The organism is Neptunomonas japonica JAMM 1380, assembly GCF_016592555.1.
In the GTDB taxonomy this organism is placed as follows: Bacteria; Pseudomonadota; Gammaproteobacteria; order Pseudomonadales; family Balneatricaceae; genus Neptunomonas; species Neptunomonas japonica_A.
Genome location: NZ_AP014546.1, coordinates 2,796,818 through 2,820,219, shown reverse-complemented (window position 1 = coordinate 2,820,219; position 23,402 = coordinate 2,796,818). Strand labels below are relative to the sequence as shown.

Below are 23,402 nucleotides of genomic sequence, written 5' to 3'. Positions count from 1 at the left end.
GCCGATGAGTAGGCGCTTTTTAAACCATGTTTCACGTATTGCGCTGCTTCAGTTGTGTGTCTGCTTGGGGCTTTTAATTGGGGTTCTCACAAACGCGACTGCATGGGCCACCGCTCATGAAAATGAACGATATATCGGCTCACTCACTTGCAAAGGTTGCCATGCAGCTGAATATAATGCGTGGCAAACCTCTGATCATGCTTGGTCTATGCGCGAGGCAAGTCACGAAAGTGTTAAAGGTGACTTTAACGACGCCTCATTTGAATACTTTGGGCGGATAACAAAATTCTATAAAAAAGGGGAATCCTTTTGGTTAGAAACCCAGAATGAAAGTGGCGAACAAGCGCATTATGAGGTTATTTATACCTTTGGGACCTATCCATTACAGCAGTATTTGGTGAGTTTTCCGAAAGGGCGCTACCAAATTTTGAATATCGCTTGGGATAGCCGTACGCTTGAAGAGGGCGGACAAAAGTGGTTTCATCTCTTCCCTGAAAAGCCCCTACTATACGATAGCCCGCTGCACTGGACAGGACCATATCAGCGTTGGAACAGCCGATGTGCGCATTGTCATTCTACAAATTTCAAGAAAAATTTTGATCCGCGTACCGAAACCTATACTTCAAGCTGGGCCGAGGTAAACGTGGCTTGCGAGGCCTGCCATGGACCGGGAAAGCAACACCAAACATGGGCACAAGCATCTCAAACTACGCAACAAATTAGCACTCAATTTGCGCTAACGCGATGGCTAAAAAGCCAAAGTCAGTGGCAAGTAGGAACGCAAAACACCGCCATTAACAAAGGTGAAAGTAACCTTGAGCAGCTAGAGCAATGTGCAGGCTGCCATGCGCGCAGAACATTGTTAAACGAAGAGAGCAGCTCGCGCCTTGAAGATGCCTACCAGTTACGGCTATTGGAGCCTCCTTTGTACCACGCGGATGGGCAAATTAACGACGAGGTCTTTGTATATGGTTCGTTTTTGCAAAGTAAAATGTATGCGAAAGGTGTGGAGTGCAGTAACTGCCATGAACCTCACAGTTTAGCCTTAAAAGCACAAGGAAATCAGCTGTGTAGCCAGTGCCATGCCACCGCGGTGTTTGATCAACCGCAACATTCGCGTCATCAACAAGGTTCAACAGGTGCGCAGTGCGTTAACTGCCACATGCCAGCTACGACCTATATGCAAATAGATCCTCGCCGAGATCATAGTTTGCGTATTCCAAGACCTGACCTTAGCCAAAAAACAGGTGTGCCAAATGCCTGTAACCAATGTCATGATGATAAAAGTCCAGCATGGGCTGCTGATGTGCTTGCACGCTGGTTAAAGGAAAAAGGGAAAACACAACCCGAGCATTATTCGGATATTTTAGTGGCGCTAGCAGAGGAGACAGAAAACTCACAAGCGTTGTTAACCTCATTACTGCAAGGTCCTGTGCCTGCGATAGTAAAAGCGAGTGCATTGAGTCGATTAGGGGCTTTTGTGGAGGCTGGAACACTAAAAGTGATAGAAGCGCAGCGTGCTAATCCTGACCCATTAGTTCGCCGTGCGGCGTTAATGGCACTGCAAAGTTATCCTTTGCGTTACAAGGTCGCAACAGCCGTAGAGTCGCTCTATGATGAAGTTGCCGCTGTTAGATTCATGGCCTATCAATTATTGTTTGAGCTTGAGGCCTCCCAGCTCCCTAAGCCTAGCCGTAAGCAATATGAAGCAGTGGGCCAAGAGTACAGTGCTTGGCTAGGTTTACATGCCGACACGCCTGATGGGCAACTCAGATATGGTAATTTAAAAAGCGCAAAAAAAGAGTATCGACAAGCGGAAATCCATTATAAAAAAGCGCTTGAATATAACGCACAGTTTGTTCCTGCGATGGTTAACTTAGCTGAACTTTATCGCCGACAAGATAAAGATTTAGAGGCTCTGCCTTTATTAAACTCAGCAATAATAAATTCACCAAACGATGGCGCTTTGTACTACGCCTTAGGTTTATTAAAAGTACGTCAAAAAGATTATCAAAGTGCAGCCAGCACGTTGAAACAGGCCTCCGTGCTTGCCCCACATAATATGCAGTACGGGTTCGTTGCTGCCGTAGCTTTAGAAGCCAGTGGAAATATTCAAGAAGCAATCGAATTATTAACTGTGTTGAAGCGGCGCTTTCCTCAAGATACACGAATAGAGCAAGCCCTTAGCAGTTATAAACAAAAACAGAGTGCTGAGGAACGTTAGTACCTTAGTGCCGTGTTCATAAAGCTGGGTTTACTCATTTTGGTAGTTCATCTTTTAGAGTTTGCCTAATCAGCTCTAACCGTTGCAATCGACTTTGTAGTGAAGGGGAGTCGTGGCAGGAAGGTATTACCTCAGCTTTCTTTTCGATAATCACCAGGGGTTACCCCGGTCCAATTTTTAAAAGCACGGATAAAGGCCCCGGGTTCGGTAAAACCTACCAAACATGAGATTTCAGAAATACTGAGGGACTGCTGGGTAAGGTGATAGATGGCGATATCTCGTCGAACCAGATCTTTTATTTGCTGGTAAGAAGTGCCTTCTGCTTTAAGCTTACGTCGTAGTGTTTGGTTGGCCATGCAGAGTTTTTCTGCAACGGTGTCAAAGTCGGGAAAGCCATCAAAGACTAAAGGCTCAATATAAAGGCGGATGCGTGTGCTAAAACTTTCATCGTTTCTGGGCTTCAAAAAGATATCAACCGGTGAGCGATTAATAAACGCGTGTAAACTTTCTTCGTTTTGAATGATGGGTAGGTTTAAATATTGGCTGCTAAAGCTAAAGCTATTTTGGTCTTGGTTAAACTTATGGGGGCTAGGGTACATGAATTTATATTCATCCACATGAGCAGGACTTGGATAGCTAAAACTCGTGCTACTCAGGGGGATATGTTTACCAACTAACCAGCTGGCAAAGCGGTGCCATACAATGAGGGTAAACTCGATGATGAGATGCTCTTTGTCAGCCTCATTGTCTTTCGGTGTATAGATAAAGGTGCACTCATCACCCTTTCGTACTAAACGAAAGCTGTAGTCATCAGTGACTAAAGAGTAAAAACGGGTCGCACGTTTAAGCGCTTTATATAATGAGGGTGAATTAATGCTGAGTTGGCCCATCATTTGGAAAGTCCCTAGTTTTGTTGGGCTAGGGTAAAACCCCATGGTCTCATCGTTAAGGTTTGACCACATAAGTTGAACGATTTTTGCGAGCTTTTCTGTAGTTAAGCGTGCTTGTGCTCCTTCGACTAGTTCCGGTGTGAGCCCTGCGCTGTCCAGTAGCATTTGAGAGCTAATCCCTTTTGATTCAGCCTGTTGCAGTAGCACTCGTACGAAGTGACAGGATGCAGTAAAACGCTCCGATTGCCCCATAGACATTTTCCAAATCAAGTAATTATCTCAGTTATAACAGCAGAAGGAGGGGCTCGCAAGCCGTGTGACAGGCTGTCAACACGGCAAGGAGGTTAAAGAAGTTTGCCTTTATTTATATGGTACTGATGGCCGTTGAAATGCTCGGAGCCTTGGGCTCGACACGAATTAACCAGCGGGCCAGTGCCGGCAGCAAAATAAGAGCACCCAACATATTTAGAATAAACATAAAGGTAAGCAAAATACCCATGTCGGCCTGGAACTTAATAGGGGACCATGCCCAGGTACCTACACCAATCGCTAAAGTTAAACCTGTAAAGGCCACCGCTTTACCGGTTGTTTTAAGAGTGTTGAGGTACGCTTCTTCTAACGATTGGCCACTTTTTAAATAGGTTTCTAGCTTGGTATAAATGTAGATACCGTAATCCACACCGATACCCACACCTAATGCTATAACAGGTAGAGTGGCGACTTTTACACCAATGCCTAAGTGAGTCATGAGGGCTTGGCATAAGGCGGAAGTTAACGCCAAGGGTGTAATAATACAGATAACAGTACGCAGCGAACGAAAGGTAAGTAAGCAGAGTAAGCTGACGACGCCATATACCCACATCAGCATCTCATATTGAGATTTATCTATTACGATGTTGGTGGCGGCTTCAATCCCTGCATTACCGGCTGCCATTAAGAATTTAAGTCCTTCGTGGTTGTTTTCAGCGGCAAAGCTTTCTACTTCAGCCACCACTCGGTTGAGGGTTTCTGCTCGGTGGTCGTTCAAATAAACAACCACTGGAATAAGGTTACAAGCTCCGTTGATCATGCCAGGCGGTACATGCTTGCCACTGGTCGCAGCGTTAAGTACAAACTGGTTTCGTGAGAGAGTAGCCCATTTCAGATTACCTTCGTTAAGACCGACAATGCCTCTTTTTGCAGCGTTCACAACCGAACGAGTGGTTTGTACTCCTTCGATTTGTTGCATTCTCCATTGAAAGCGATCGACGGTATCGAGCGTTTCAAAGGTAATGCACTCATTGTCAGATGTTTTAACTAAGGTGACAAAAATATCGGTGCTTGATGAGTAGTTATCCACCATGAATTTATTATCAAGATTGTAGCGCGAGTCTTGACGAAGCTCTGGTGCACCGGCATCCAAATCGCCGACTTTAAGGTTGCGGCTTTCATAGACTGATAAGCCTAGCGTTGTGACCGCTAATGTAATGGTGATAAGTGCTATTTTTGGTTGTGTGAATTTTACAAATATAGACCATACCGAAAAGCCCGTGGCTGGTTTGTTTAAGTGCTTTATGCCTTTTTGGCTTACCCCCAAATAAGACATCAGAATGGGCAGCAATACGAGATTAGTTAAGATGATAGCGGCAACGCCTAAACTGGCGGCTACTGCTAAATCTTGGATTACCTCAATCTTAATGACCATTAGAGTGATAAAGCCGATGCCATCACTGATTAGTGCTGTTAACCCCGGAATGTAAAGGACACGAAACGCTTTACGTGCAGCAACCTCAGGGCTATTACCTTCAGAAGCGTTTATGCCAATGGCGTTGATAACCTGTACCCCATGAGATACCGCGATAGCGAATACCAAAAATGGTACCAGCATTGAATAAGGGTCTAAGCCGTAACCAAAGGTTCTGAGTAAGCCTAGTTGCCAAATTACCGCAATGATTGAGCAGGCTAGCGGCACTAAGGTGCTTTTTATACAGCGTGAATAAAGGTAAATAAGGACTAAGGTAATACCAATGGCCAGAATAAAGAAAATAATAACTTGGCTGGCTCCATCAATTAAATCCCCTACGACTTTTGCAAAGCCGGTGATGTGGATTTTCACATGGTCAGTTTCGTATTTATCACGAATGAGCTGTTCTAAGTTGCGTGAAAAAGCTTGGTAGTCTAAGCGCTCACCGGTTTGTGGGTCTGTATCATAAAGAGGTGCGTAAACCAGTGCAGACTTATAGTTATTGGAGATCAATGTCCCCACTTGGCCTGACTTCGTAATATTCACGCGTAGTTTGCTCAGAGATGCTTCTGATCCATCATAACCGTCAGGAATAACAGCACCTCCGGCGAGGCCCTCTTCGGTAACTTCTGACCAGCGAACATTGGGTGTCCAGATAGATTTTAGGCCAGAGCGGTCAACACCTGAAATAAAGAACACTTCATCATTGATTTTTTTGAGGGTTTCAAGAAAATCCGCATTAAAAATATCGCCGTTGGTGGATTCAATCGAAATACGTACAGCGTTACCTAGGCCTGATAAGTCTTCTTTATGTTCAAGATAGTTGGCTATATAGGGGTGAAAGGTTGGGATCATTTTCTCAAAACTGGCGTCAGGGCGAAGGTCTATCGCTTTGTAGCCAAGAAACAGGGTTGCCATGATAAAAAGGAAAATGAGTGCTGGACGAAAGCGGAAAACAGCGCGCTCTAAAACGGGTTCGGAATCCTCTAGAGGGTGTAAAATGTGATGCTCGGCTGAGGTGCATTCATGTTTCATTACAACGCCTCCTGTTCTAGTTTATAGAGTGTTTTTGTAGCTGCAACAACGTTTGTATCGTGCGGTAATTGCTGAGTGCTGATACCTCCAGCTCCCACGATAAATAGCTGGTTTTGCATTGCGATCATCGCGCTGATTGGCCGAGATTCTTTTTGTTTTAGTATGCTAAGAGGCTGATGGTTACCTTGGCTGGAAATGAGTTGGCCATTTGCGGCGCCTAATAGTGTTGTCCCGTTAGGTAATTGTGTGCTGGCAAATAACGAGGCCTGTGTATTTGATTTTTGTGTTTTCCAACTCATGCCTTGGTCATTTGAAACAAAAGTGTTGCCGCGAAGACCAAATAAAATAATCGATCTGTCCGGTTGCTGGGCAACGCCAAAAAAGGAGCCATTATAAGGGGATTCGATAGTTTCCCAGTGTTGGCCATTGTCTTGTGAGCGATACAAGCTGCCGGCTTCGCCTGCTAATATCAGTGTGTTATTGCCGACATAGGTAATTGCATTTAGGTGGAAACGATCTGGGTTGATAGGAGGCGCAGTCGGAGTAGACCAGTTTTCCCCAGCGTCTTCGGTGATAAGGAGTGTGCCGTAAGCACCTACAATAATGCCATAGTTAGCATCCTTAAACCAAAGGTCCAGTAAGGGGGTTGTGGGGCCCTCTTCTTGGGCTATTTGAAGATCTTCTAAAGATATTTCGGCTTCTTCAAGTATGAGCGAAGTATCGATTTCTGGATCGGCGTTCTTAGTTGTGTCTTTAGCTAATTCTTGGGCTTTTAAAAAATTAATTTGCGCACTGATCAGGAGTATCTCATTGATTTGGTTACCATCGAGCTGCTTTTTCCAGTTTGTTCCGCCATCGTTACTGGTCAGGACTATGCCATCGTGGCCTATTGTCCACCCTTGTTTGTTATTTGCAAAAGTGATGGCTGTTAGGGTTGAACTACTTGGGCTATTAGCCTGTTGCCATGTTTCTCCAAGATCATCAGAAAATAATATATAACCCCGATCGCCTACAGCAACCAGACGGTCTCCCGCTTGTGTGATATCTAACATGAGGGACTGTTGGGCAATCTGGCTTGTTAATGGTGGCATCCAAAGCCGATCTTTTGTAGCGTCGCGTGCCAAGCTGTGAGTCGCCAATATGCAGCCTAAAATGAGGCTGCCTAGCGTGAGTGATGTTCTTCGTGACAAATAAAGAGCGCGAAGAGCACCTTGTTTTGGTGAAGTTGAAATAACCATAGCCGGCCTCTGTAATTTTTATTTATGAGGTTTAGTGTTACTTACAGACTAGATCTTAAGTCTTTAGAAAGGGATGGCCACATAGCTCAAAATAATTGGCGAAAAGTGTCAGAGTCGCTGGTGTTAAATAATATGACATGTTGAAAGGGCCCGCTGTATGGGGGCTAGAGGGCGTGTTGATGCTTTTTGTTGATTGGATTGAGCGTTCTTATCATTGTTGAAAGGGAGTCCTCGGAGTTAAAACATAAAGCAACAGATCTCTTTACGGTTAAAACTGTGAAGTCTGTTGGATCGTTAAACGCTTTAAACTTTTAATGCGAGGTTGACCCGATGATAAGAATAAATAAGGGCTATCGCGCTGCATTGGTAAAAGGAGCACAGGCCGGTTTATTGGCTGGCTTGGTGATAAACCCAACGCATGCGGTGGAATTCAATTTAGGTGAAGTGGAGGGTAATTTTTCGTCTCAGCTGTCCATTGGGGCGAGTTGGCGTGCCGAAGATCCCGATAAGGCTTTAATTAGCCCGGGTAATGTGGCGGGTGCGACGGGCTCTTCCAGTGTGACGGATGATGGGAACCTTAACTTCAAGAAAGGTGATGCTTTTTCGAAAATCTTTAAAGGCATACATGATCTTGAACTGACCTATCAAAATTACGGTGCTTTCTTTCGCGGTAAATATTGGTATGACTATGAGTTGGCCAATAATGGTAAACCTCATGGTCATTCGCCTAATGGTTATACCGCGGGTGCAGAATTAGACGATTCGGGCTTTGCTGATTTTGCTAAGTTCTCGGGAATAGAGCTGCTGGATGCCTTTGTGTATGGAAATCTAGAGTTGGGTGATATGCCGCTTGACTTACGCTTAGGTCGTCAAGTGGTCAGTTGGGGGGAAAGTACCTTTATCCAAAACGGTGTCAACTCTATTAACCCTATTGATGTTTCAGCGTTCAGAAGGCCGGGTGCCGAAGTAAAAGAAGGCTTGCTACCTGTGAGCTTATTGTATGGAAACCTTGGTGTTAGTGATGCTCTTAGTGTTGAAGCTTTCTATCAATTAGATTGGCAGCCATTTGTTATTGATGGCTGCGGTACTTACTTCTCCAATGCGGATATCGTAGCGGCAGGGTGTAATGTCGGTACATTAAGCGTGGCATTGCCAGATAAAACACAGTTAGCAGTACCTGCGGCTTCACTCCCACGATTTGGAAATAGAGAGCCAGATTCTAATGGTCAATATGGGGTGGCACTACGCTATGTTTCCGAAGAGCTTAACGAAACAGAGTTTGGTATTTACTACCAAAACCTCCATAGCCGTATACCTATTATTGCGCCAATTAAGACGGTCTCTGGTGGGTTAGGGGGGTACTTCATTGATTATCCAGAAGATGTATCTCAATACGGAGTGAGTTTTAACACTAATGTCGGAACGTGGTCTGTATCGGGTGAATACAGCTATCGTCCGGATCAGCCGTTGCAAGTTAATACGATTGATATTTTACGGGCAGGGTTTGGTGTGCCAACAACCTACTCATCAACGTTTAATGCTGCTGCACCGGGGCGGGTTAATGGCCATGACACGGTAGGTGTGTCTCAGGCACAAGTGACGGTGGTTAAATTTCTTGATCAAGTAGCGGGAGCCAGCCGAGTAACTTTAATAGGTGAGGCCGGTGCTAATTATGTGCATGACCTTCCTGATGCGTCTGAACGAGCATATGGCCGTTCACCTGTATTTGGAGGAGCCGAAAAAGGCAGTGATGGTTATGTGACCTCAACCTCTTGGGGTTATCGTGCGCGAGCCGTATTTGATTACCCTAATGCACTCTATGGTATTAATTTAAAGCCAACAATAGCTTGGTCTCATGATGTAAGTGGTTTTTCGCCTAATGCTAATTTTCGAGAAGGGCGTAAAGCACTGGGTCTTAGTTTAAATGCAGATTATTTGAGCAAGTACACAGGTGGTATCTCTTATAACAGCTTCTTTGGTGGCGACTTCCACGACACCAATGACCGTGATTTTATTTCTATTAACTTCGGGATGTCCTTTTAACCGCAGAGCGGAGTTAGGAAAGGTGTATTATGAATAAGATAACTCAACAAAAAGTGAGAGCTTCTATTAGTCGACAGTGGTTGATAGGAAGTGGTTTGGTAATGACATTGTTAGCGGGTGCAGTAACGGCTGCTGTCTCCCCAGATCAAGCTGCAAAACTGGGAGATAGTTTGACGCCGGTTGGCGCGGAAACAGCGGGTAACGCTGCAGGGACTATTCCAGCATGGGATGGTGGCATAAAAACGGCACCGAAAGGTTTTAAGGTAACCGGTGAGCGAATTGATCCTTATGGTGATGATAAGCCGTTATTTACAATAACGGCTGCTAACTTAGATCAGTATAAAGATAATCTAACACCTGGGCAGATTGCGTTACTCAAGCGTTATCCCGATACCCATAAGATGCATGTATATCCTACACGTCGAAGCGCTGCATACCCGCAGAAGGTGTATGATGCCGCAAAGAAAAATGCAACGAGCGCTACATTGGTTTCCGGTGGTAATGGCATCGTAGATTTTGCAGTCTCTGTTCCGTTTCCAATTCCGCAAACGGGCATTGAAGCCATGTGGAATCATATCACCCGATATCGTGGCGGTAGTGTTGAGCGCACTATAGCTTCGGTACCTGTTCAACGAAATGGTGACTACACATTAGTGCGTATTAAGGATCAGTTGATTTTTCCTGAGTATTTAGTTGAAGGGTATGATGCTAAAAAAGATAACAATATCTTATTTTACTATATTCAAAAAGTACTCGAACCTACGCGCTTGACGGGTAATGTTTTGTTAGTGCATGAAACATTGGATCAGGTGAAAGAGCCGCGATTAGCGTGGGTTTATAATGCGGGTCAGCGTCGCGTGCGTCGCGCGCCGCAGGTTGCTTATGATGGACCAGGTTTTGCTTCTGATGGGCAGCGCACTTCTGATAACTTAGACATGTTTAACGGTGCTCCGGATAAATATAATTGGAAGTTGGTTGGTAAAAAAGAGGTCTATATTCCTTATAATTCGTTTAAGTTGGCGTCTAAAAAACTGAAATATAAAGATATTCTTAAAGCGGGCCATGTAAACCCTGATCATTCGCGTTACGAGTTACATCGTGTATGGGAAATAGAGGGCACACTTAAGGATGGAGAGCGACATATATATTCTCGTCGTAGCGTATATTTAGATGAGGACTCTTGGCAGGCGGCTGTGGTTGATCAGTACGATGGCCGTAATGAGCTTTGGAGAGTATCAGAAGGTCATAATATGCAATTTTACGAAGTGACGGCACCTTGGTTGAGCTTAGAAACATTGCATGATTTGAACTCTGGTCGTTATATGGCGATAGGCTTAACAAACGAAGAAAAAATTGGCTTTGACTTTGCGCATCGTGCTAAACATCGTGACTTTACCCCTGCTGCTATTCGTCGTTCGGGTAAGCGTTAATTAGCTAACTCGTTACTGCTCCATCCCTTCATAATTTGCGCCGTAGCTTGCTTCGGCGCTTTTTTTTATTGAATATTTTTCCTCGTCTCCCCCCTCTCACAACGTGAATAGATGAAAGAAATGATCAATTTTATTGGTATTAGCTGCCATTGGTTGTTTTTGATAATCACCGTAGCATCAATTAAAAGCTTATCACTGTGATGATAAACAAGAATAAAAAAATGAGGTACGAAGATGAACCTTACTCAAACGATCCGACGTAGCGCACAGGTTTCTCCTAACAAGACAGCAACAGTCTTTGCTAAAAGAGAACAGACTTTTTCTCAATTGGTTGAGCGTGTTGCTCGTTTGGCCGGTGCTTTGCGCAAGGCAGGTGTTAAAGAGGGAGACCGCGTTGCGATTCTCGCGTTAAATTCTGATCGTTACTTTGAATATTATTTTGCAGTGCCTTGGGTGGGCGCCGTATTGGTTCCGTTGAACATTCGTTGGTCAGTGGCAGAAAATGTATATTCATTAGAGGACTCGGGTTCAAGTGTGCTTTTTATTGATGATACATTTCTTGAAATCGGTAAAGAGATATTGGCGGGCTGCAGCCAGCTTAAAACCTGTATCTATATGGGCGATGGGATTGCACCCGAAGGGATGCTGACATACGAAGATATTCTCGAAGAAGCCGATCCTATTGGGGATGCTATGCGGGGCTACAATGACCTGCTGGGTATTTTTTATACTGGCGGTACAACAGGTTTCCCTAAAGGGGTGATGATAAGCCACCAGAACTTTTATACGAGCTCTATCGCTGCATTGGCTGGGCTCGATTGTAACCAGCAAGATATTCGTTATATGCATGCTGCGCCGATGTTTCATATGGCTGATGCTGCGGTGTCATGTGCGAACGCTATAGCGGGTAATACGCATGTGTTTATACCTGCATTCCAACCGCAAGCTGTGGCTGATGCCATTTCTGCTCACCAGGTAACAGATTTGTTGTTGGTACCCACTATGATTTCGATGATGCTCGAGAAAGATGTATTTTCAGGTGCGGATGTCAGCTCTTTGAGAAAAGCCATTTATGGCGCTTCTCCTATGCCGGAAGGCACTTTGCGGGCAGCCATTGCGAAATTACCTAATGTTGATTTTTATCAAGCTTATGGCCAAACAGAGTTGGCGCCGATGGCAACTATATTACGTCCTGAATATCATGTTTTTGAAGGGCCTATGGCGGGTAAGTTACGCTCGGCAGGACAAGCTGGGTATATTGTCGATATAAAAATTGTAGATGATCAAGGAAACAGGCTTCCTATTGGTCAGGTGGGTGAAGTCGTAATCACAGGTCCTAACGCGATGTTAGGGTACTGGAATCGTCCAGAGCAAACTGCTAGCACATTAATCGATGGCTGGGTGCATACCGGAGATGCTGGATTTTTAGATGAAGAAGGATTCCTATTTTTAGTAGACCGTGTAAAAGACATGATTGTTTCAGGAGGGGAAAATATTTTCTCTGCTGAAGTGGAAAGCGCAGTGACGATACATCCGGCAGTATTAGAGGTCGCTGTGGTGGGAATTCCTAACGTCGAATGGGGGGAGGCCGTGCACGCTATCGTGAGACTCAAACAAGATTATGAGGCATCTGATGAGTTGGAAGCCGCTATTATTGAGGAGTGTCGGGGGCAGATTGCAAGTTATAAATGCCCTCGAAGCGTTGAGTTTCGAGAAGAGCCGTTCCCCATGACGGGGGCGGGTAAACTCAGAAAAATGGATTTACGTAAACCTTACTGGGAAGCCTATGACCGTGCAGTAAACTAAGTTGTCGTTGGTAATGGGATGGTTTTGAGGGCCTTCCATTACATCTTGCTTGAGAGGCTTTGATTAGGCCTCTTACTTTATAGCGCCCATTTATGGGCGTTTTTTTTGCCTTAAATTCGAGCCCCGCTTTGGTAGTTTTGAATAACTTTATCGTATTTTTACGTCATTGTTCAAAGTGCCTCATTTTTAGACACTGGTATCAGAAAATATAGCCCAATGGGCACTTACAGGACGACAAGGTAATTATTATGAGTTCAATTCGTTTTGATCAGAAAACAGTGGTTATTACTGGTGCAGGTGGTGGGTTAGGTCGTGCATATGCTATCGAGTTTGCTCGCCGTGGTGCTCGTGTTGTAGTGAATGATTTAGGTGGTTCAGGTAGCGGTGATGGGCAAAGTTCAGCCGCAGCTGATGCGGTTGTTGAAGAGATCAAAGCACTAGGTGGAGAAGCGGTTGCTAACTACGATTCAGTCGAAGAGGGCGAAAAAATTATTCAGACTGCTATGGATAATTTTGGGCGTGTTGATGTTGTGATTAATAACGCAGGCATTTTACGCGATAGTTCATTTGCCAAAATGTCTGATCAGGACTGGGATCTTATTCAGCGTGTGCACCTTAAAGGCGCGTATTCAGTGACAAAAGCTGCGTGGCCAATAATGCGTAAGCAAAATTTTGGTCGCATTATTTTCACAGCATCAGCTGCTGGTATTTATGGCAACTTTGGCCAAGCAAATTACAGTGCAGCTAAATTGGGCTTGTATGGCTTAACCCAAACACTTGCTATTGAAGGGGCAAAAAATAATATTCGAGCCAATTGTATCGCTCCTATCGCCGGGTCTCGTTTAACCGAAACTATTATGTCGCCAGCGGTTGTTGAAGCGCTTAAACCTGAAGCCGTAGCGGCGCTGGTTGTGAGCTTGTGTGCTCAAGAATGTGAAGAGAATGGCTCACTATTTGAAACCGGCGCAGGCTGGACAGCCAAAATACGTTGGGAACGTAGTCAAGGGGTTGTCTTGGAAGGTGAGGATGCCGTTGATGCGGATAAAGTGGCTGATAGCTTAGCCCGTATTGGTGATTTTGAGGGTGCGGATCATCCTGCCTCTATCGAAGATACATTTAAGCCGGTCATGAGCCGTATAGGCATGGACCAGGCAAAACCAGAGCCACAAAAAGCCTAATAATATAATAATAAGAGGACGAGTAATGAGTAACTTTGCACAAGTAGCCGGTGTCGGCATGGTTAAGTTTTGTAAACCGGGTCAGCAAGAACCGTATCGAGTCATGGCGGCTAAAGCCATTCGTGAAGCTTTAAAAGATGCAGGTATTGAGCTTAAAGAAGTTCAGCAGGCATACGCAAGTTATATCTACGGTGATAGTACGTGTGGCCAGCATGCGCTTTACGAAGTAGGTCAGACCGGTATTCCGGTTGTGAATGTGAATAATAACTGCTCTTCTGGGTCTACGGCACTGTTTTTAGCGCGTCAGGCTGTTCAATCCGGTGCGGTTGAGTGTGCACTTGCTTTTGGTTTTGAGGAGATGCAGCCCGGAGCCTTAGGTTCAAACTGGGAAGATCGAGAGTCTCCTTTTGATTTTATGCTTTCAGCATTGGAAAAATCAGCACCTGATGCACCCGCGGGCCCGCTTGCATTAAGAATGTTTGGTTCAGCAGGAACAGCTTATATTGATAAATACAATGCTAATCCAGATATTTTTGCCAAGGTTTCTGTAAAAACACGTAGCCACGCTGTTAAGAATCCACTCTCATTATTTACCAATGAATTGACTGTCGAAGAAGTCATGTCGGCACCTTCAATTTATGCGCCTTATTTAACACGCTTGATGGCATGCCCTCCAACATGTGGTGCGGCAGCGGTTGTTGTTTGTAGTGCCTCATTTGCCCGTAAACATGGTATTTCGGCGGGGGTTGAAATTATTGGGCAATCTATGGCAACAGATATTGCTAATACTTGGGATAACCCGATTGATTTGATCGGTGCAAAAATGACTAAAAAAGCGGCTCAAGAAGTCTATGAGCAAGCAGGGTTTGGCCCTGAATCAATTGATGTTATTGAGCTGCATGACTGCTTTACACCTAATGAAGTGATTACCTATGAAGGCCTTGGGCTTTGCCCAGAAGGTGGTGCTGAGAAATTCATTAATGATGGTGATAACACTTATGGAGGTCAATTTGTAGTTAACCCATCAGGAGGATTGATGTCTAAAGGGCACCCCATTGGCGCAACAGGTTTAGCACAATGTACTGAATTAACGTGGCATCTGCGTGGTACGGCAGGCGAGCGTCAAGTAGAGAATGCCAATGTGGCACTTCAGCACAATCTTGGTCTCGGTGGTGCTGTTGTCGTCACGATGTACCGTAAAGCGTGACCTAAAAAGGTGTGGATAGGAGATTTAATATGTTAGATCGAGCCAAAATAGGTGAAGTGTTTCCAACATTTGTCGTACCTGTTGAGACAGGGCGGTTAAGGTTTTTTGCCAAATCGATTGGTGAGAAAAATCCTATCTATACGGACGAATCGGCTGCGCGTGACGCAGGGTATAAAGCGCTCCCTGCTCCGCCTACCTTTCCAATGGTACTGGATATGGAGTCTGATTCTGATTTACCACCAGAGGTTGAAGTATTAAAAATGGATGTGGGCCGTATTCTTCATGGCTCTCAGGAGTTTGAATATTTCGGGCAAGTGTACGCTGGTGATGACATTTCTGTGAGCCGTAAGCTAGTGGATGTCTTTGATAAAAAAAATGGGGCCTTAGAGTTCGTTGTGACAGAAACGAGTTATACGAATCAAGAGCACCAGTTATTAGCAAAGGCCCGTTGCACATTAGTGTATCGAAACGCTTAGGGAGTGAAGATCATGACAGATATAAAAGTGGGCACTGAAATCCCAAGTTTGAAATTACCACCTATTAGCCGCCATACCTTAGCACTCTATTGTGGAGCATCCGGGGACCACAATCCGATTCATGTCGATTCGGACTTCGCGCTTAAAGCGGGTATGTCTGATGTATTTGCCCATGGGATGCTATCGATGGCTTATCTTGGGCGAATGCTGACGAACTGGAAATCACAGAGTCAGTTACGCAAGTTTTCGAGCCGCTTTGCGGCCATTACTCACCTGCGTGATGTCATTAGTTGCGGTGGGAAAGTTGTTGAAATATATGAAGATAACGGTGAAACCTTAGCGCGTTTAAGTATTGTTGCAGCGACACAAAAGGGTGATCAAACATTAATTGGCGAAGCTATTGTGGCTTTGTAAATCAATTACTTATGGTTGCCTTTAACGCAGCTATAACTCAGACAAGTGAGATGTTGAAATGAGCCAAGTATACGAACAGAGTGATTTGGATCTTTTTCGAGATAATGTCCGTCGTTATGTAGAGACAGAAGTTGTCCCAAAATATGAGCAATGGGACAAAGATGCCATTATCCCGCGAGAAGTCTGGAACCAACTGGGTGATCAAGGCTTTCTATGTGTTGATATTCCTGAGGAATATGGCGGCTGCGGTGTGCCGTTCCGTTTTTCAATGATAGTGGCTGAAGAGTTCGCGCGAGCTAACTGTATGGGGCTTGGCGGTGGTATGGCGGTGCATTCAGATATTGTGGCCCATTATATTTTACACGCAGGAACAGAAGAGCAGAAACATCATTATCTACCTAAAATGGTGAGTGGAGTGCAGGTAGGTGCGATCGCGATGACCGAACCTGGAACGGGCTCTGATTTACAGGGGGTGCGTACCCATGCAAAGTTAGACGGCGATGAGTATGTGATAAATGGCTCGAAAACCTTTATTTCAAACGGTCAGCATTGTGATCTAGTAGTGGTAGTTGCACGCACGGATCCTGATGCTCCTGGTTCTCGAGGTATATCTTTATTTATTGTTGATTGTGACCTTCCTGGTTTTGAACGTGGTCGTAACCTTGAAAAGATAGGCTGTCATGCTGCTGATACTTCTGAGATGTTCTTTCAAGATGTTCGTGTTCCAACGTCTGCATTATTAGGCCCACTTAATGGTGGTTTTGGCGTGTTGATGAACGAGTTACGTCGTGAGCGATTGAGTCTTGCTGTATGTGGTGTAGCCGCAGCGGAAGGCGCGATTGCCATGACTGTTGATTATGTCAAAGAGAGAAGAGCGTTTGGTAAAGCGATAGCTGATTTTCAAAATACCCGATTCAAATTAGCAGAAATGCAAACTGATTTGCGTATCAATAAAGCTTTTGTAAACGAGTGTGTAAATCGTTTTGAGACGGACGAACTTGATGTGGCTTCGGTCAGTATGGCAAAGCTGGCATCAACTGAGATGCAAGGCCGTGTGGTAGATGGGTGCTTACAGTTGTTTGGTGGTTACGGCTATATGGTTGAATATCCTATCGCCCGGGCTTTTGTTGATGCACGAGTTCAGCGTATTTATGGCGGTACTTCTGAAATCATGAAAGAGCTGATTTCCAGAGATATATTGAAATCATAAAGACAAAATTATTATACCCCTTATTAAGTTTTACATCCCTGTGCTTACCTTAAGTGAGCTTTTTCCGGCTATCAAAGATTTTTTAACTCCCCTGAGATAGCCGGTTTTTTTCCGCGTTTAGTCTTTATTTACTGTCTCTACGGATAACGTAACGGCGGCTAGGGGAAACAGCGAAGTAGGGATACCAGCATATAGTGAAAACTATAAGAAATTAATTAACAGTTCATTTTTATTCTTATAACGCTAAAAAAGATCTATGAAGCCTACGCTTGAAGTTTAGCGTCTATAAATTTTGAAACCTATTTGGCTGAACAATAATAAATAGAGAGGACAACATGGCTGAGCAATCTCCAATGCAAAAGTTTCCGTTGATCATTAACGGTGAGCGTATCGATCCTGTGGCGGGTCTTTATACTGATGTCATTAATCCAGCAACAGGTGATGCAGTCGCACGCGTAGCTTCTGCTGACCCTGACGATGTTGATAATGCGGTAGCGGCTGCGCGCGCTGCCTTTAATGATCCCGCATGGCGTAATATGGAGCCTCTTGAGCGCTCAAAAGTACTTTATGCGATTGCCAATAAAATATTGGCCCATGCTCCAGAGCTTGCCGCACTGGAGGTAGCGTGCTCTGGTGGTACGATTAGCCGCGTAATGGCACTAGATATACCGGCGGTGGCAGACCTTTTCATGACACTTGCTGAAGAGGTTAAATCTTATCCATTTGTGACAAGCTTATCTCCGCGCCCTATCCCTGAAATGTGCCATACCCAGGTGTGGAAAGAGCCTATTGGTGTGTGTGGTTTAATCACTGCTTGGAACTTTCCGATTCTTTTGTTCTGTATGAAAGTAGCGCCAGCACTTGCCGCAGGTAACGCAGTCATTGTTAAGCCTGCAGAATCTACACCGACGTCATCCGTAAGGTTAGCCGAGCTGATTTCAGAAGTCGTGCCTAAAGGTGTGATGAACATCATCACTGGTCGTGGCTCGATCATCGGTGAGGCAATGAGCTTACATAAAGGAATCGACAAAATATCTTTTACTGGCTCTACAGATATGGGTAAGCGTGTTCAGCGCAATGCTGCTGAAACGTTAAAACGCGTGACCGTTGAGCTAGGTGGTAAAGGCCCCGCGATTGTTATGCCTGACGCTAACCTTGATTTAGTAGCATATGGTGCTTTGTTTGGTGTGTATATCAACTCAGGCCAAGCGTGTGAGTCTGGTACACGCTTGTTAGTGCATGAAAGTATATATGACACAGTCATTGAAAAATTGGTGAAAGTGTCTGGGCAAATGGTATTGGGCAATCCGAATGATCCTGGTACGAGTATGGGGCCGATGACGAGCGCATCTCATGGCGAGTCTGTCTTGTCTTATATTAAGTCGGGTGTTGAGCAGGGAGCACGTATTGCTTGTGGTGGTAACCGTGCTGAGATAGCAGGCTGTGAAGGAGGTTTCTTTGTTGAGCCGACAATCTTGGCTGATGTTACTAATGATATGAAAGTGGCACAGGAAGAGATATTTGGGCCGGTATTATCGGTCATTAAATACAGCACAACCGAAGAAGCCATTGAGATGGCAAACGATAGTATCTATGGCTTGTCTGCCGGTGTATGGAGCAATGATTTAGTCAAAGCTCAAGAAATAGCACGAGAATTACAAGCGGGATCTATCTGGATTAACGATTGGCACATGATGAGAACTGATGCGCCGTTTGGTGGTTATAAACAAAGTGGTTATGGTCGCGAATTTGGCAAATACAGTATCGATTCTTACGTCGAAACAAAAGCGGTAAATATCGCATTTGAAAGCGACTATCGTAAAAAGTCACTTTATTCGATTCTACATAAGCGCTTTTCATAAAGTTTAATCAAAACAGTTAATTCAGAATGATAGCCGCTTTTTGTTTATATAAACAAAGAGCGCGAGAATGAGGTCTACATTATGTCTTCTACCGGTTACTTACAATACACTATGAGAACTGTTGTGCACTGTGCAGCAGGTTCGATTGTTCGCATTCCAGCGTTGTTTGATGGGCTCGGCGCAAAACGTATATTACTGATGAGTGATGCTGGCCTTGAACAGGCAGGTATCGTGGATCAAGTTGTACGAGTCTTTGGCACGACAGGTTTTAGTTCGCGACCTGCATTGGCAGGTGTGTTTACGGGTATTGCGCCAGATGCGGCTTGCGACACAGTGAATGAAGCTTTGCGATACGCACGAGAAATATCAGCGGATGCCATTTTGGCTTTGGGCGGCGGCAGTGTAATGGATGCCGCCAAAGGCGTTAAATACGCACTGCATCATAACTTAACTGATGTACGTGATGCGATTCAAGTGGGTATTAAGATTGAATCTTGGCCCAATGCTACCCCAATGGATATTCCCCACATCGCTGTGCCGACAACTGCGGGTACCGGAGCTGAAGTAACACCAGGTGCGGTACTGTATAACGAAGAGGCAGGTATTAAGGGAAATTTAGCGGTACCTTTTATTGAAGCCGATATTGCCGTATTAGATCCAAATTTAACCTTAGGTTTACCTGCACACATTACTGCATCAACCGGGATGGATGCATTAACACATGCGCTTGAAACGGTGGCGTCTCCTAACTCGGATCATTTTACTGATGCGCATGCGTTCATGTCAGCGCAGCTAATTGAACGAAATTTACCGACGGCCGTCAACGATGGCCAAAATGTTGCGGCGCGTTCAAGTATGCTGCAAGCCAGCACCATGGCATGTAATGCGTTTATAAATGCGCTTAATGCAATGCCCGTGCACAACTGCGCTCATGCATTTGGCGCTATGTTTCATATTCCCCATGGTGATGCCAATGCAGTTTTATTGCCCATTGTTATGGAAGAGCTAAGAGATTTTTACTTACCAAATGCTGAAAGGTTGTCTCAGGCTCTAAATCTCAATGTTATAGGGTTATCTGCAGATGAGCAGCTTGATGCAGTTATCGCAAGGTTACGTGGCTTGTTAAAAGAAACAGGTCAAGCTCAAAACTTTGCACGCTTTAAAATTCCAGCTGATGCAATGGAAAGTATTGTGATCGCTGTGGCATCTGATCCTGTCGGACTATTTTTGCCTATCCCTCCTGAAAAAATTGTTGCGATAGCTACGAAAGCTATGGGGTAACGTTTTAGTGATAACAGCGGCACCAGTCGTTGTTATCAGTTTTTCCCACATCTGAAAACAACAATAAGGAACGGATGATGGAACACGTAACGCTTCACAATCATTTCCTCACGTCAATTAGCAGGGCTGTTGAGCGTGCAGGGTACTCAAATAATAGTTTGCTTAAACAAGCAAGCGTAAGCCCCCTCATTTTGCAAACCCCCAATCGCCGGGTTCCTTTAAAAGCATTTGTGAGCTATTGCCGTGGTGCATGGTCGGTAATGGACGATGAGTTTTTTGGATTAAGTGGGCAGGCTTGTAAACCGGGCACTTTTGCTTTTCTTGCTGAACAGTGTGTTTCTTGTCGCAACGTAAAGGAGGTGCTAAAAAAAGCAGGTGATTTTTATAGTTTGTTTACCAACCTCAAAATTCAAACGTCCATAAAAGACAAAGAGGTTTGCCTTAGCGTTGCCTGTGGTGCGCCGGAAAATGATCCAGACCATATACTTATCGATTTTCTTTTAACCACATGGCACCGTTTTATTAGTTGGCTAATAGGGACGCAAGTGGTGCTCTCTAAAGTGATGCTAAATTTTGCACCGCCCGAACACCTACATGAATATAAATACATGCTACCTGGCCCGCATTATTTTGAACAAAAAGAGAGTGCATTGTGCTTTAGCACAGACTACTTGGAGCAACCCATAACACGTGAGCCAGTTGAACTTGCGGTTTTTTTAAAGAACTTTCCGTTTAGTGTGCTAGTACCCCCTACGGTTGATAATAGTTATACAGGTAAGGTGCGTATTATTGTTAAGCAAACCCCAGAATTTCCTAATGACATGTTTGATTTTGAGGAGGTAGCCTTGAAGGTAAACCTCACACCTTCGACATTAAGGCGTAAGCTTAAAAGTGAAGGTAGCTCTTACCAACAGATTAAAGATTTATTAAGAAGAGATTTAGCGATTCACCATATGCAAGCGGCGGGGTTATCAATTACTGATATTGCCTACCGTGTCGGCTTTACTGAACCTGGTGCGTTTATACGTGCATTTAAAGGCTGGACCGGTATTACGCCCGGGCATTATAGAAGTGCTAATGGGTAGATGAAATGGACGGACATGGTTGTGTTGTCCGTCCTTGTTAATAATCAATACTAGCAACCTTTGTATTGAGGGGAGCGCTTTTCTTTAAATGCGGCTAAAGCTTCTTGAAAATCTTCACTGAGCTGGCAAAGCCGTTGTAATTTAGCTTCAGTACTAATGGATTGATTCAACCCACTTCCTTGTGATGCTGTATTGACGGCGTGCTTAGTTAAAGACAGTGACAATGGGGCGCGTTCTGATAATCTAATAGCCCATGTTAGGGTATCTGTTTGTAATTGCGAGGCGGAGAATACCTTGTTACATAGCCCTAATGTAAGTGCCTCTGTTGCGCTAATGCGCGCGCCTTCGATAAGCAGTTGATAAGCCCGCTTCTTGCCTAATTGCTGGGTTAGCATCCAAGACATTCCGCCATCAGGAACAAGGCTAATATCACTAAAGGCGAGATAAAAGTGGGCGTCATCTGCCATGACACACAAATCCGCAGCGAGCGCAAAAGCCGCACCAATACCGGCAGCTGATCCGTTAACTACAGAAATAACGGGTTTGTTCATCTCTGATATTAACAGCACGATCGGTTTACAAACATCGTTTATAAAGTCTTCAATATTAATGGTTAATACTTCGTTAGAAAGCTCTGCGCCTGCGCAGAAATTTTTGCCATTCGCATTAATAATTACGATTAGTACATTATCGTCTTCAGCAGCCTGTTTGCAGTATTTGAGGAGTAATTGCGCAAAAACAGTATTAATAGCATTGGCTTGATTTACTCGGTTTAACGTGATGGTGGCGATAGCCCCTTCGACTTGGTAAAGAATGTCAGCTGGTTCAGGCATAAAGTGCTCCTTTCAGTGAACTGTAGGTATATGAAAATTGATACCACTTTGAAATAGATAGTTGTGATGATCAATGATCAAAAAAGACAAAAAAATTGACTAGTCAAAAATGTGGTTTGTCTTTTTTCGTACATCAATATGGTTCAAAGGGTCATTGTTTACGTGCTATTCGAGTAAGAAAATAGCGTTGTAATCACGAGCCGCATGTTTGATATCACTAAGGGGAAGAAAAAATGTCGCCATTGGAATCACTAAAAGTATTGGATTTTTCAACTTTACTGCCGGGCCCTTATGCCTCGATGATGATGGCCGATCTTGGCGCCGAAGTATTAAGAGTGGAATCGCCAACGCGTGTTGATCTATGCCGCAATTTACCTCCCTTTGCCGATGGGGTTTCAACGGCACAAGCCTATTTGAACCGCTCAAAAAGCTCTATTGCTCTTGATCTTAAACAGCAACAAGCCATCGAAGTCATCAAAAAAATTATTGTTGAATATGACATCATTCTTGAGCAGTTTCGGCCAGGTGTTATGGATAGGTTGGGGTTAGGCTACCAAGACCTAAAAGAACTAAATCCTCGCCTTATTTATTGCTCGATCACAGGGTTTGGGCAAACAGGTCCATACAAAGATAGACCGGGTCACGATATTAACTATCTAGCCATTGCCGGGGTTAGTAGTTATACCGGTCGTAAAAAAGAAGGTCCGTTACCTTTAGGGGTGCAGCTAGCAGATGTGGCTGGTGGGTCAATGCACAGTGTGGTTGGTATCTTAAGCGCCGTGATCCAAAGGCAAGTTACAGGTGAAGGCCAGCATATAGATATTAGTATGACGGATGCTGCATTTGCACTAAATGGTATGGTTGGTTCAGCCGTAGCCGCAGCAGGACATGAACCTAAGTATGAATCAGAACTCTTAAACGGTGGTTCATTTTATGACTACTACCAAACATCTGACGGGCGTTATATGTCGGTGGGTGGGTTAGAGCCCCAATTTATGAAAAAGCTTTGCGAGGTGTTAGGTTGCCCTGAGCTAGTGCCTTATGGCTTAAGTCCCAAGCCTGAAGATCAACAATTACTCAAAAGTCGACTTAAAAAGGATATTGGCGAAAAAGATTTTGCGCATTGGAGTGAAGTTTTCGCTGAAGTTGAAGCCTGTGTTGAACCGGTATTGAGTATGAAGGAAGCATTGGAACATCCACAGATATTAGGCCGTGAAATGCTTATAGAAGTGCCAGTTCAGGGAGGCGAAACGCAAACTCAAATAGCCCAACCGATAAAGCTTTCAGGTTCAACAGTGCAGTATAAGCATATTGGCCGAGAAGTCGGCGCGGATGGCCGTAGTGTATTAGCTTCAATAGGATACAGTGATGAGCAGATTAAAGTACTTTGTGAGCAGGGTGTCACACTGTAAGAGTAAGTTCTTATTGTTCAAACAACTGTCATAAAGTTGTTGGGCCAAATCGCCA

At 44.5% G+C, this 23,402-nt stretch carries 17 protein-coding genes; 13 read left to right on the top strand and 4 right to left on the bottom strand.

Translation table 11 applies throughout. From position 1 onward, the window contains the following. The first annotated feature begins 4 nt into the window (after window positions 1–4). Window positions 5–2,224 (top strand): ammonia-forming cytochrome c nitrite reductase subunit c552, encoded by a 2,220-nt coding sequence (locus NEJAP_RS13160; protein ID WP_201347676.1) that lies wholly within the window; start codon window positions 5–7, stop codon window positions 2,222–2,224. A gap of 131 nt (window positions 2,225–2,355) precedes the next feature. On the opposite strand, the gene NEJAP_RS13155 is transcribed toward NEJAP_RS13160, so the two are convergent. The 3 genes from NEJAP_RS13155 to NEJAP_RS13145 form a co-directional block, all read right to left on the bottom strand. Next, on the bottom strand, window positions 2,356–3,366 hold the full coding sequence (locus NEJAP_RS13155) for an AraC family transcriptional regulator (RefSeq protein WP_201347675.1): 1,011 nt from the start codon (window positions 3,364–3,366) through the stop codon (window positions 2,356–2,358). 112 nt (window positions 3,367–3,478) lie between these two features. Next, the gene (locus tag NEJAP_RS13150) at window positions 3,479–5,872 is read right to left on the bottom strand and encodes an efflux RND transporter permease subunit (RefSeq protein ID WP_201347674.1); all 2,394 of its coding nucleotides are present in this window, start codon (window positions 5,870–5,872) and stop codon (window positions 3,479–3,481) included. After that, on the bottom strand, window positions 5,872–7,110 hold the full coding sequence (locus NEJAP_RS13145; protein ID WP_201347673.1) for a WD40/YVTN/BNR-like repeat-containing protein: 1,239 nt from the start codon (window positions 7,108–7,110) through the stop codon (window positions 5,872–5,874). Before NEJAP_RS13145 ends, NEJAP_RS13150 begins: the two co-directional genes overlap by 1 nt. A 330-nt stretch (window positions 7,111–7,440) precedes the next feature. On the opposite strand from NEJAP_RS13145, the gene NEJAP_RS13140 reads away from it, so the two are divergent. The 11 genes from NEJAP_RS13140 to NEJAP_RS13090 all read left to right on the top strand — a co-directional run bounded on the left by NEJAP_RS13140 (window position 7,441) and on the right by NEJAP_RS13090 (window position 21,102). Continuing rightward, a complete protein-coding gene (locus NEJAP_RS13140; protein ID WP_201347672.1) occupies window positions 7,441–9,153 on the top strand; it encodes a DUF1302 domain-containing protein in 1,713 nt (570 codons plus the stop codon). Window positions 9,154–9,182: 29 nt separating this feature from the next. Next, the gene (locus NEJAP_RS13135) at window positions 9,183–10,583 is read left to right on the top strand and encodes a DUF1329 domain-containing protein (RefSeq protein ID WP_201347671.1); all 1,401 of its coding nucleotides are present in this window, start codon (window positions 9,183–9,185) and stop codon (window positions 10,581–10,583) included. Window positions 10,584–10,817: 234 nt separating this feature from the next. Then, on the top strand, window positions 10,818–12,389 hold the full coding sequence (locus NEJAP_RS13130; protein WP_201347670.1) for an acyl-CoA synthetase: 1,572 nt from the start codon (window positions 10,818–10,820) through the stop codon (window positions 12,387–12,389). Between the two features lie 248 nt (window positions 12,390–12,637). Then, the gene (locus NEJAP_RS13125) at window positions 12,638–13,567 is read left to right on the top strand and encodes an SDR family oxidoreductase (RefSeq protein WP_201347669.1); all 930 of its coding nucleotides are present in this window, start codon (window positions 12,638–12,640) and stop codon (window positions 13,565–13,567) included. Between the two features lie 25 nt (window positions 13,568–13,592). After that, window positions 13,593–14,774, top strand: coding sequence for a lipid-transfer protein (locus tag NEJAP_RS13120; protein ID WP_201347668.1), 1,182 nt, complete (start codon window positions 13,593–13,595; stop codon window positions 14,772–14,774). 29 nt (window positions 14,775–14,803) lie between these two features. Next, window positions 14,804–15,250 carry a MaoC family dehydratase N-terminal domain-containing protein gene (locus NEJAP_RS13115; protein ID WP_201347667.1) on the top strand — a complete coding sequence of 149 codons (447 nt, stop codon included), beginning with the start codon at window positions 14,804–14,806 and terminating at the stop codon, window positions 15,248–15,250. A gap of 12 nt (window positions 15,251–15,262) precedes the next feature. Next, window positions 15,263–15,664, top strand: coding sequence for a MaoC family dehydratase (locus tag NEJAP_RS13110; RefSeq protein WP_201347666.1), 402 nt, complete (start codon window positions 15,263–15,265; stop codon window positions 15,662–15,664). Window positions 15,665–15,722: 58 nt separating this feature from the next. Further along, entirely contained in the window at window positions 15,723–16,874 is a 1,152-nt protein-coding gene (locus NEJAP_RS13105; protein ID WP_201347665.1) for an acyl-CoA dehydrogenase family protein, read from the top strand. Between the two features lie 335 nt (window positions 16,875–17,209). After that, window positions 17,210–18,736, top strand: a complete 1,527-nt coding sequence (locus tag NEJAP_RS13100) for an aldehyde dehydrogenase family protein (protein ID WP_201347664.1) — start codon at window positions 17,210–17,212, stop codon at window positions 18,734–18,736. 81 nt (window positions 18,737–18,817) lie between these two features. After that, window positions 18,818–20,017, top strand: coding sequence for an iron-containing alcohol dehydrogenase (locus NEJAP_RS13095; protein WP_201347663.1), 1,200 nt, complete (start codon window positions 18,818–18,820; stop codon window positions 20,015–20,017). 77 nt (window positions 20,018–20,094) lie between these two features. Continuing rightward, complete coding sequence (locus tag NEJAP_RS13090; protein WP_201347662.1) at window positions 20,095–21,102, top strand: AraC family transcriptional regulator; 1,008 nt, start codon at window positions 20,095–20,097, stop codon at window positions 21,100–21,102. Window positions 21,103–21,152: 50 nt separating this feature from the next. On the opposite strand, the gene NEJAP_RS13085 is transcribed toward NEJAP_RS13090, so the two are convergent. Continuing rightward, a complete protein-coding gene (locus tag NEJAP_RS13085; RefSeq protein WP_201347661.1) occupies window positions 21,153–21,935 on the bottom strand; it encodes an enoyl-CoA hydratase/isomerase family protein in 783 nt (260 codons plus the stop codon). 233 nt (window positions 21,936–22,168) lie between these two features. Here NEJAP_RS13085 and NEJAP_RS13080 point away from each other — a divergent pair, with 233 nt between their 5' ends. Continuing rightward, window positions 22,169–23,347 (top strand): CaiB/BaiF CoA transferase family protein, encoded by a 1,179-nt coding sequence (locus tag NEJAP_RS13080; protein WP_201347660.1) that lies wholly within the window; start codon window positions 22,169–22,171, stop codon window positions 23,345–23,347. Window positions 23,348–23,402: the final 55 nt, after the last annotated feature.

What these genes read in the sequence shown, in the direction of transcription:
- NEJAP_RS13080 (WP_201347660.1), top strand. Translation starts at nt 22,169, where the DNA reads ATGTCGCCATTGGAATCACTAAAAGTATTGGATTTTTCAACTTTACTG.
- NEJAP_RS13100 (WP_201347664.1), top strand. Translation starts at nt 17,210, where the DNA reads ATGGCTGAGCAATCTCCAATGCAAAAGTTTCCGTTGATCATTAACGGT.
- NEJAP_RS13115 (WP_201347667.1), top strand. Translation starts at nt 14,804, where the DNA reads ATGTTAGATCGAGCCAAAATAGGTGAAGTGTTTCCAACATTTGTCGTA.
- NEJAP_RS13135 (WP_201347671.1), top strand. Translation starts at nt 9,183, where the DNA reads ATGAATAAGATAACTCAACAAAAAGTGAGAGCTTCTATTAGTCGACAG.
- NEJAP_RS13140 (WP_201347672.1), top strand. Translation starts at nt 7,441, where the DNA reads ATGATAAGAATAAATAAGGGCTATCGCGCTGCATTGGTAAAAGGAGCA.
- NEJAP_RS13125 (WP_201347669.1), top strand. Translation starts at nt 12,638, where the DNA reads ATGAGTTCAATTCGTTTTGATCAGAAAACAGTGGTTATTACTGGTGCA.
- NEJAP_RS13130 (WP_201347670.1), top strand. Translation starts at nt 10,818, where the DNA reads ATGAACCTTACTCAAACGATCCGACGTAGCGCACAGGTTTCTCCTAAC.
- NEJAP_RS13150 (WP_201347674.1), bottom strand. Translation starts at nt 5,872, where the DNA reads ATGAAACATGAATGCACCTCAGCCGAGCATCACATTTTACACCCTCTA.
- NEJAP_RS13145 (WP_201347673.1), bottom strand. Translation starts at nt 7,110, where the DNA reads ATGGTTATTTCAACTTCACCAAAACAAGGTGCTCTTCGCGCTCTTTAT.
- NEJAP_RS13155 (WP_201347675.1), bottom strand. Translation starts at nt 3,366, where the DNA reads ATGGGGCAATCGGAGCGTTTTACTGCATCCTGTCACTTCGTACGAGTG.
- NEJAP_RS13105 (WP_201347665.1), top strand. Translation starts at nt 15,723, where the DNA reads ATGAGCCAAGTATACGAACAGAGTGATTTGGATCTTTTTCGAGATAAT.
- NEJAP_RS13160 (WP_201347676.1), top strand. Translation starts at nt 5, where the DNA reads ATGAGTAGGCGCTTTTTAAACCATGTTTCACGTATTGCGCTGCTTCAG.
- NEJAP_RS13095 (WP_201347663.1), top strand. Translation starts at nt 18,818, where the DNA reads ATGTCTTCTACCGGTTACTTACAATACACTATGAGAACTGTTGTGCAC.
- NEJAP_RS13120 (WP_201347668.1), top strand. Translation starts at nt 13,593, where the DNA reads ATGAGTAACTTTGCACAAGTAGCCGGTGTCGGCATGGTTAAGTTTTGT.
- NEJAP_RS13085 (WP_201347661.1), bottom strand. Translation starts at nt 21,935, where the DNA reads ATGCCTGAACCAGCTGACATTCTTTACCAAGTCGAAGGGGCTATCGCC.
- NEJAP_RS13110 (WP_201347666.1), top strand. Translation starts at nt 15,263, where the DNA reads ATGACAGATATAAAAGTGGGCACTGAAATCCCAAGTTTGAAATTACCA.
- NEJAP_RS13090 (WP_201347662.1), top strand. Translation starts at nt 20,095, where the DNA reads ATGGAACACGTAACGCTTCACAATCATTTCCTCACGTCAATTAGCAGG.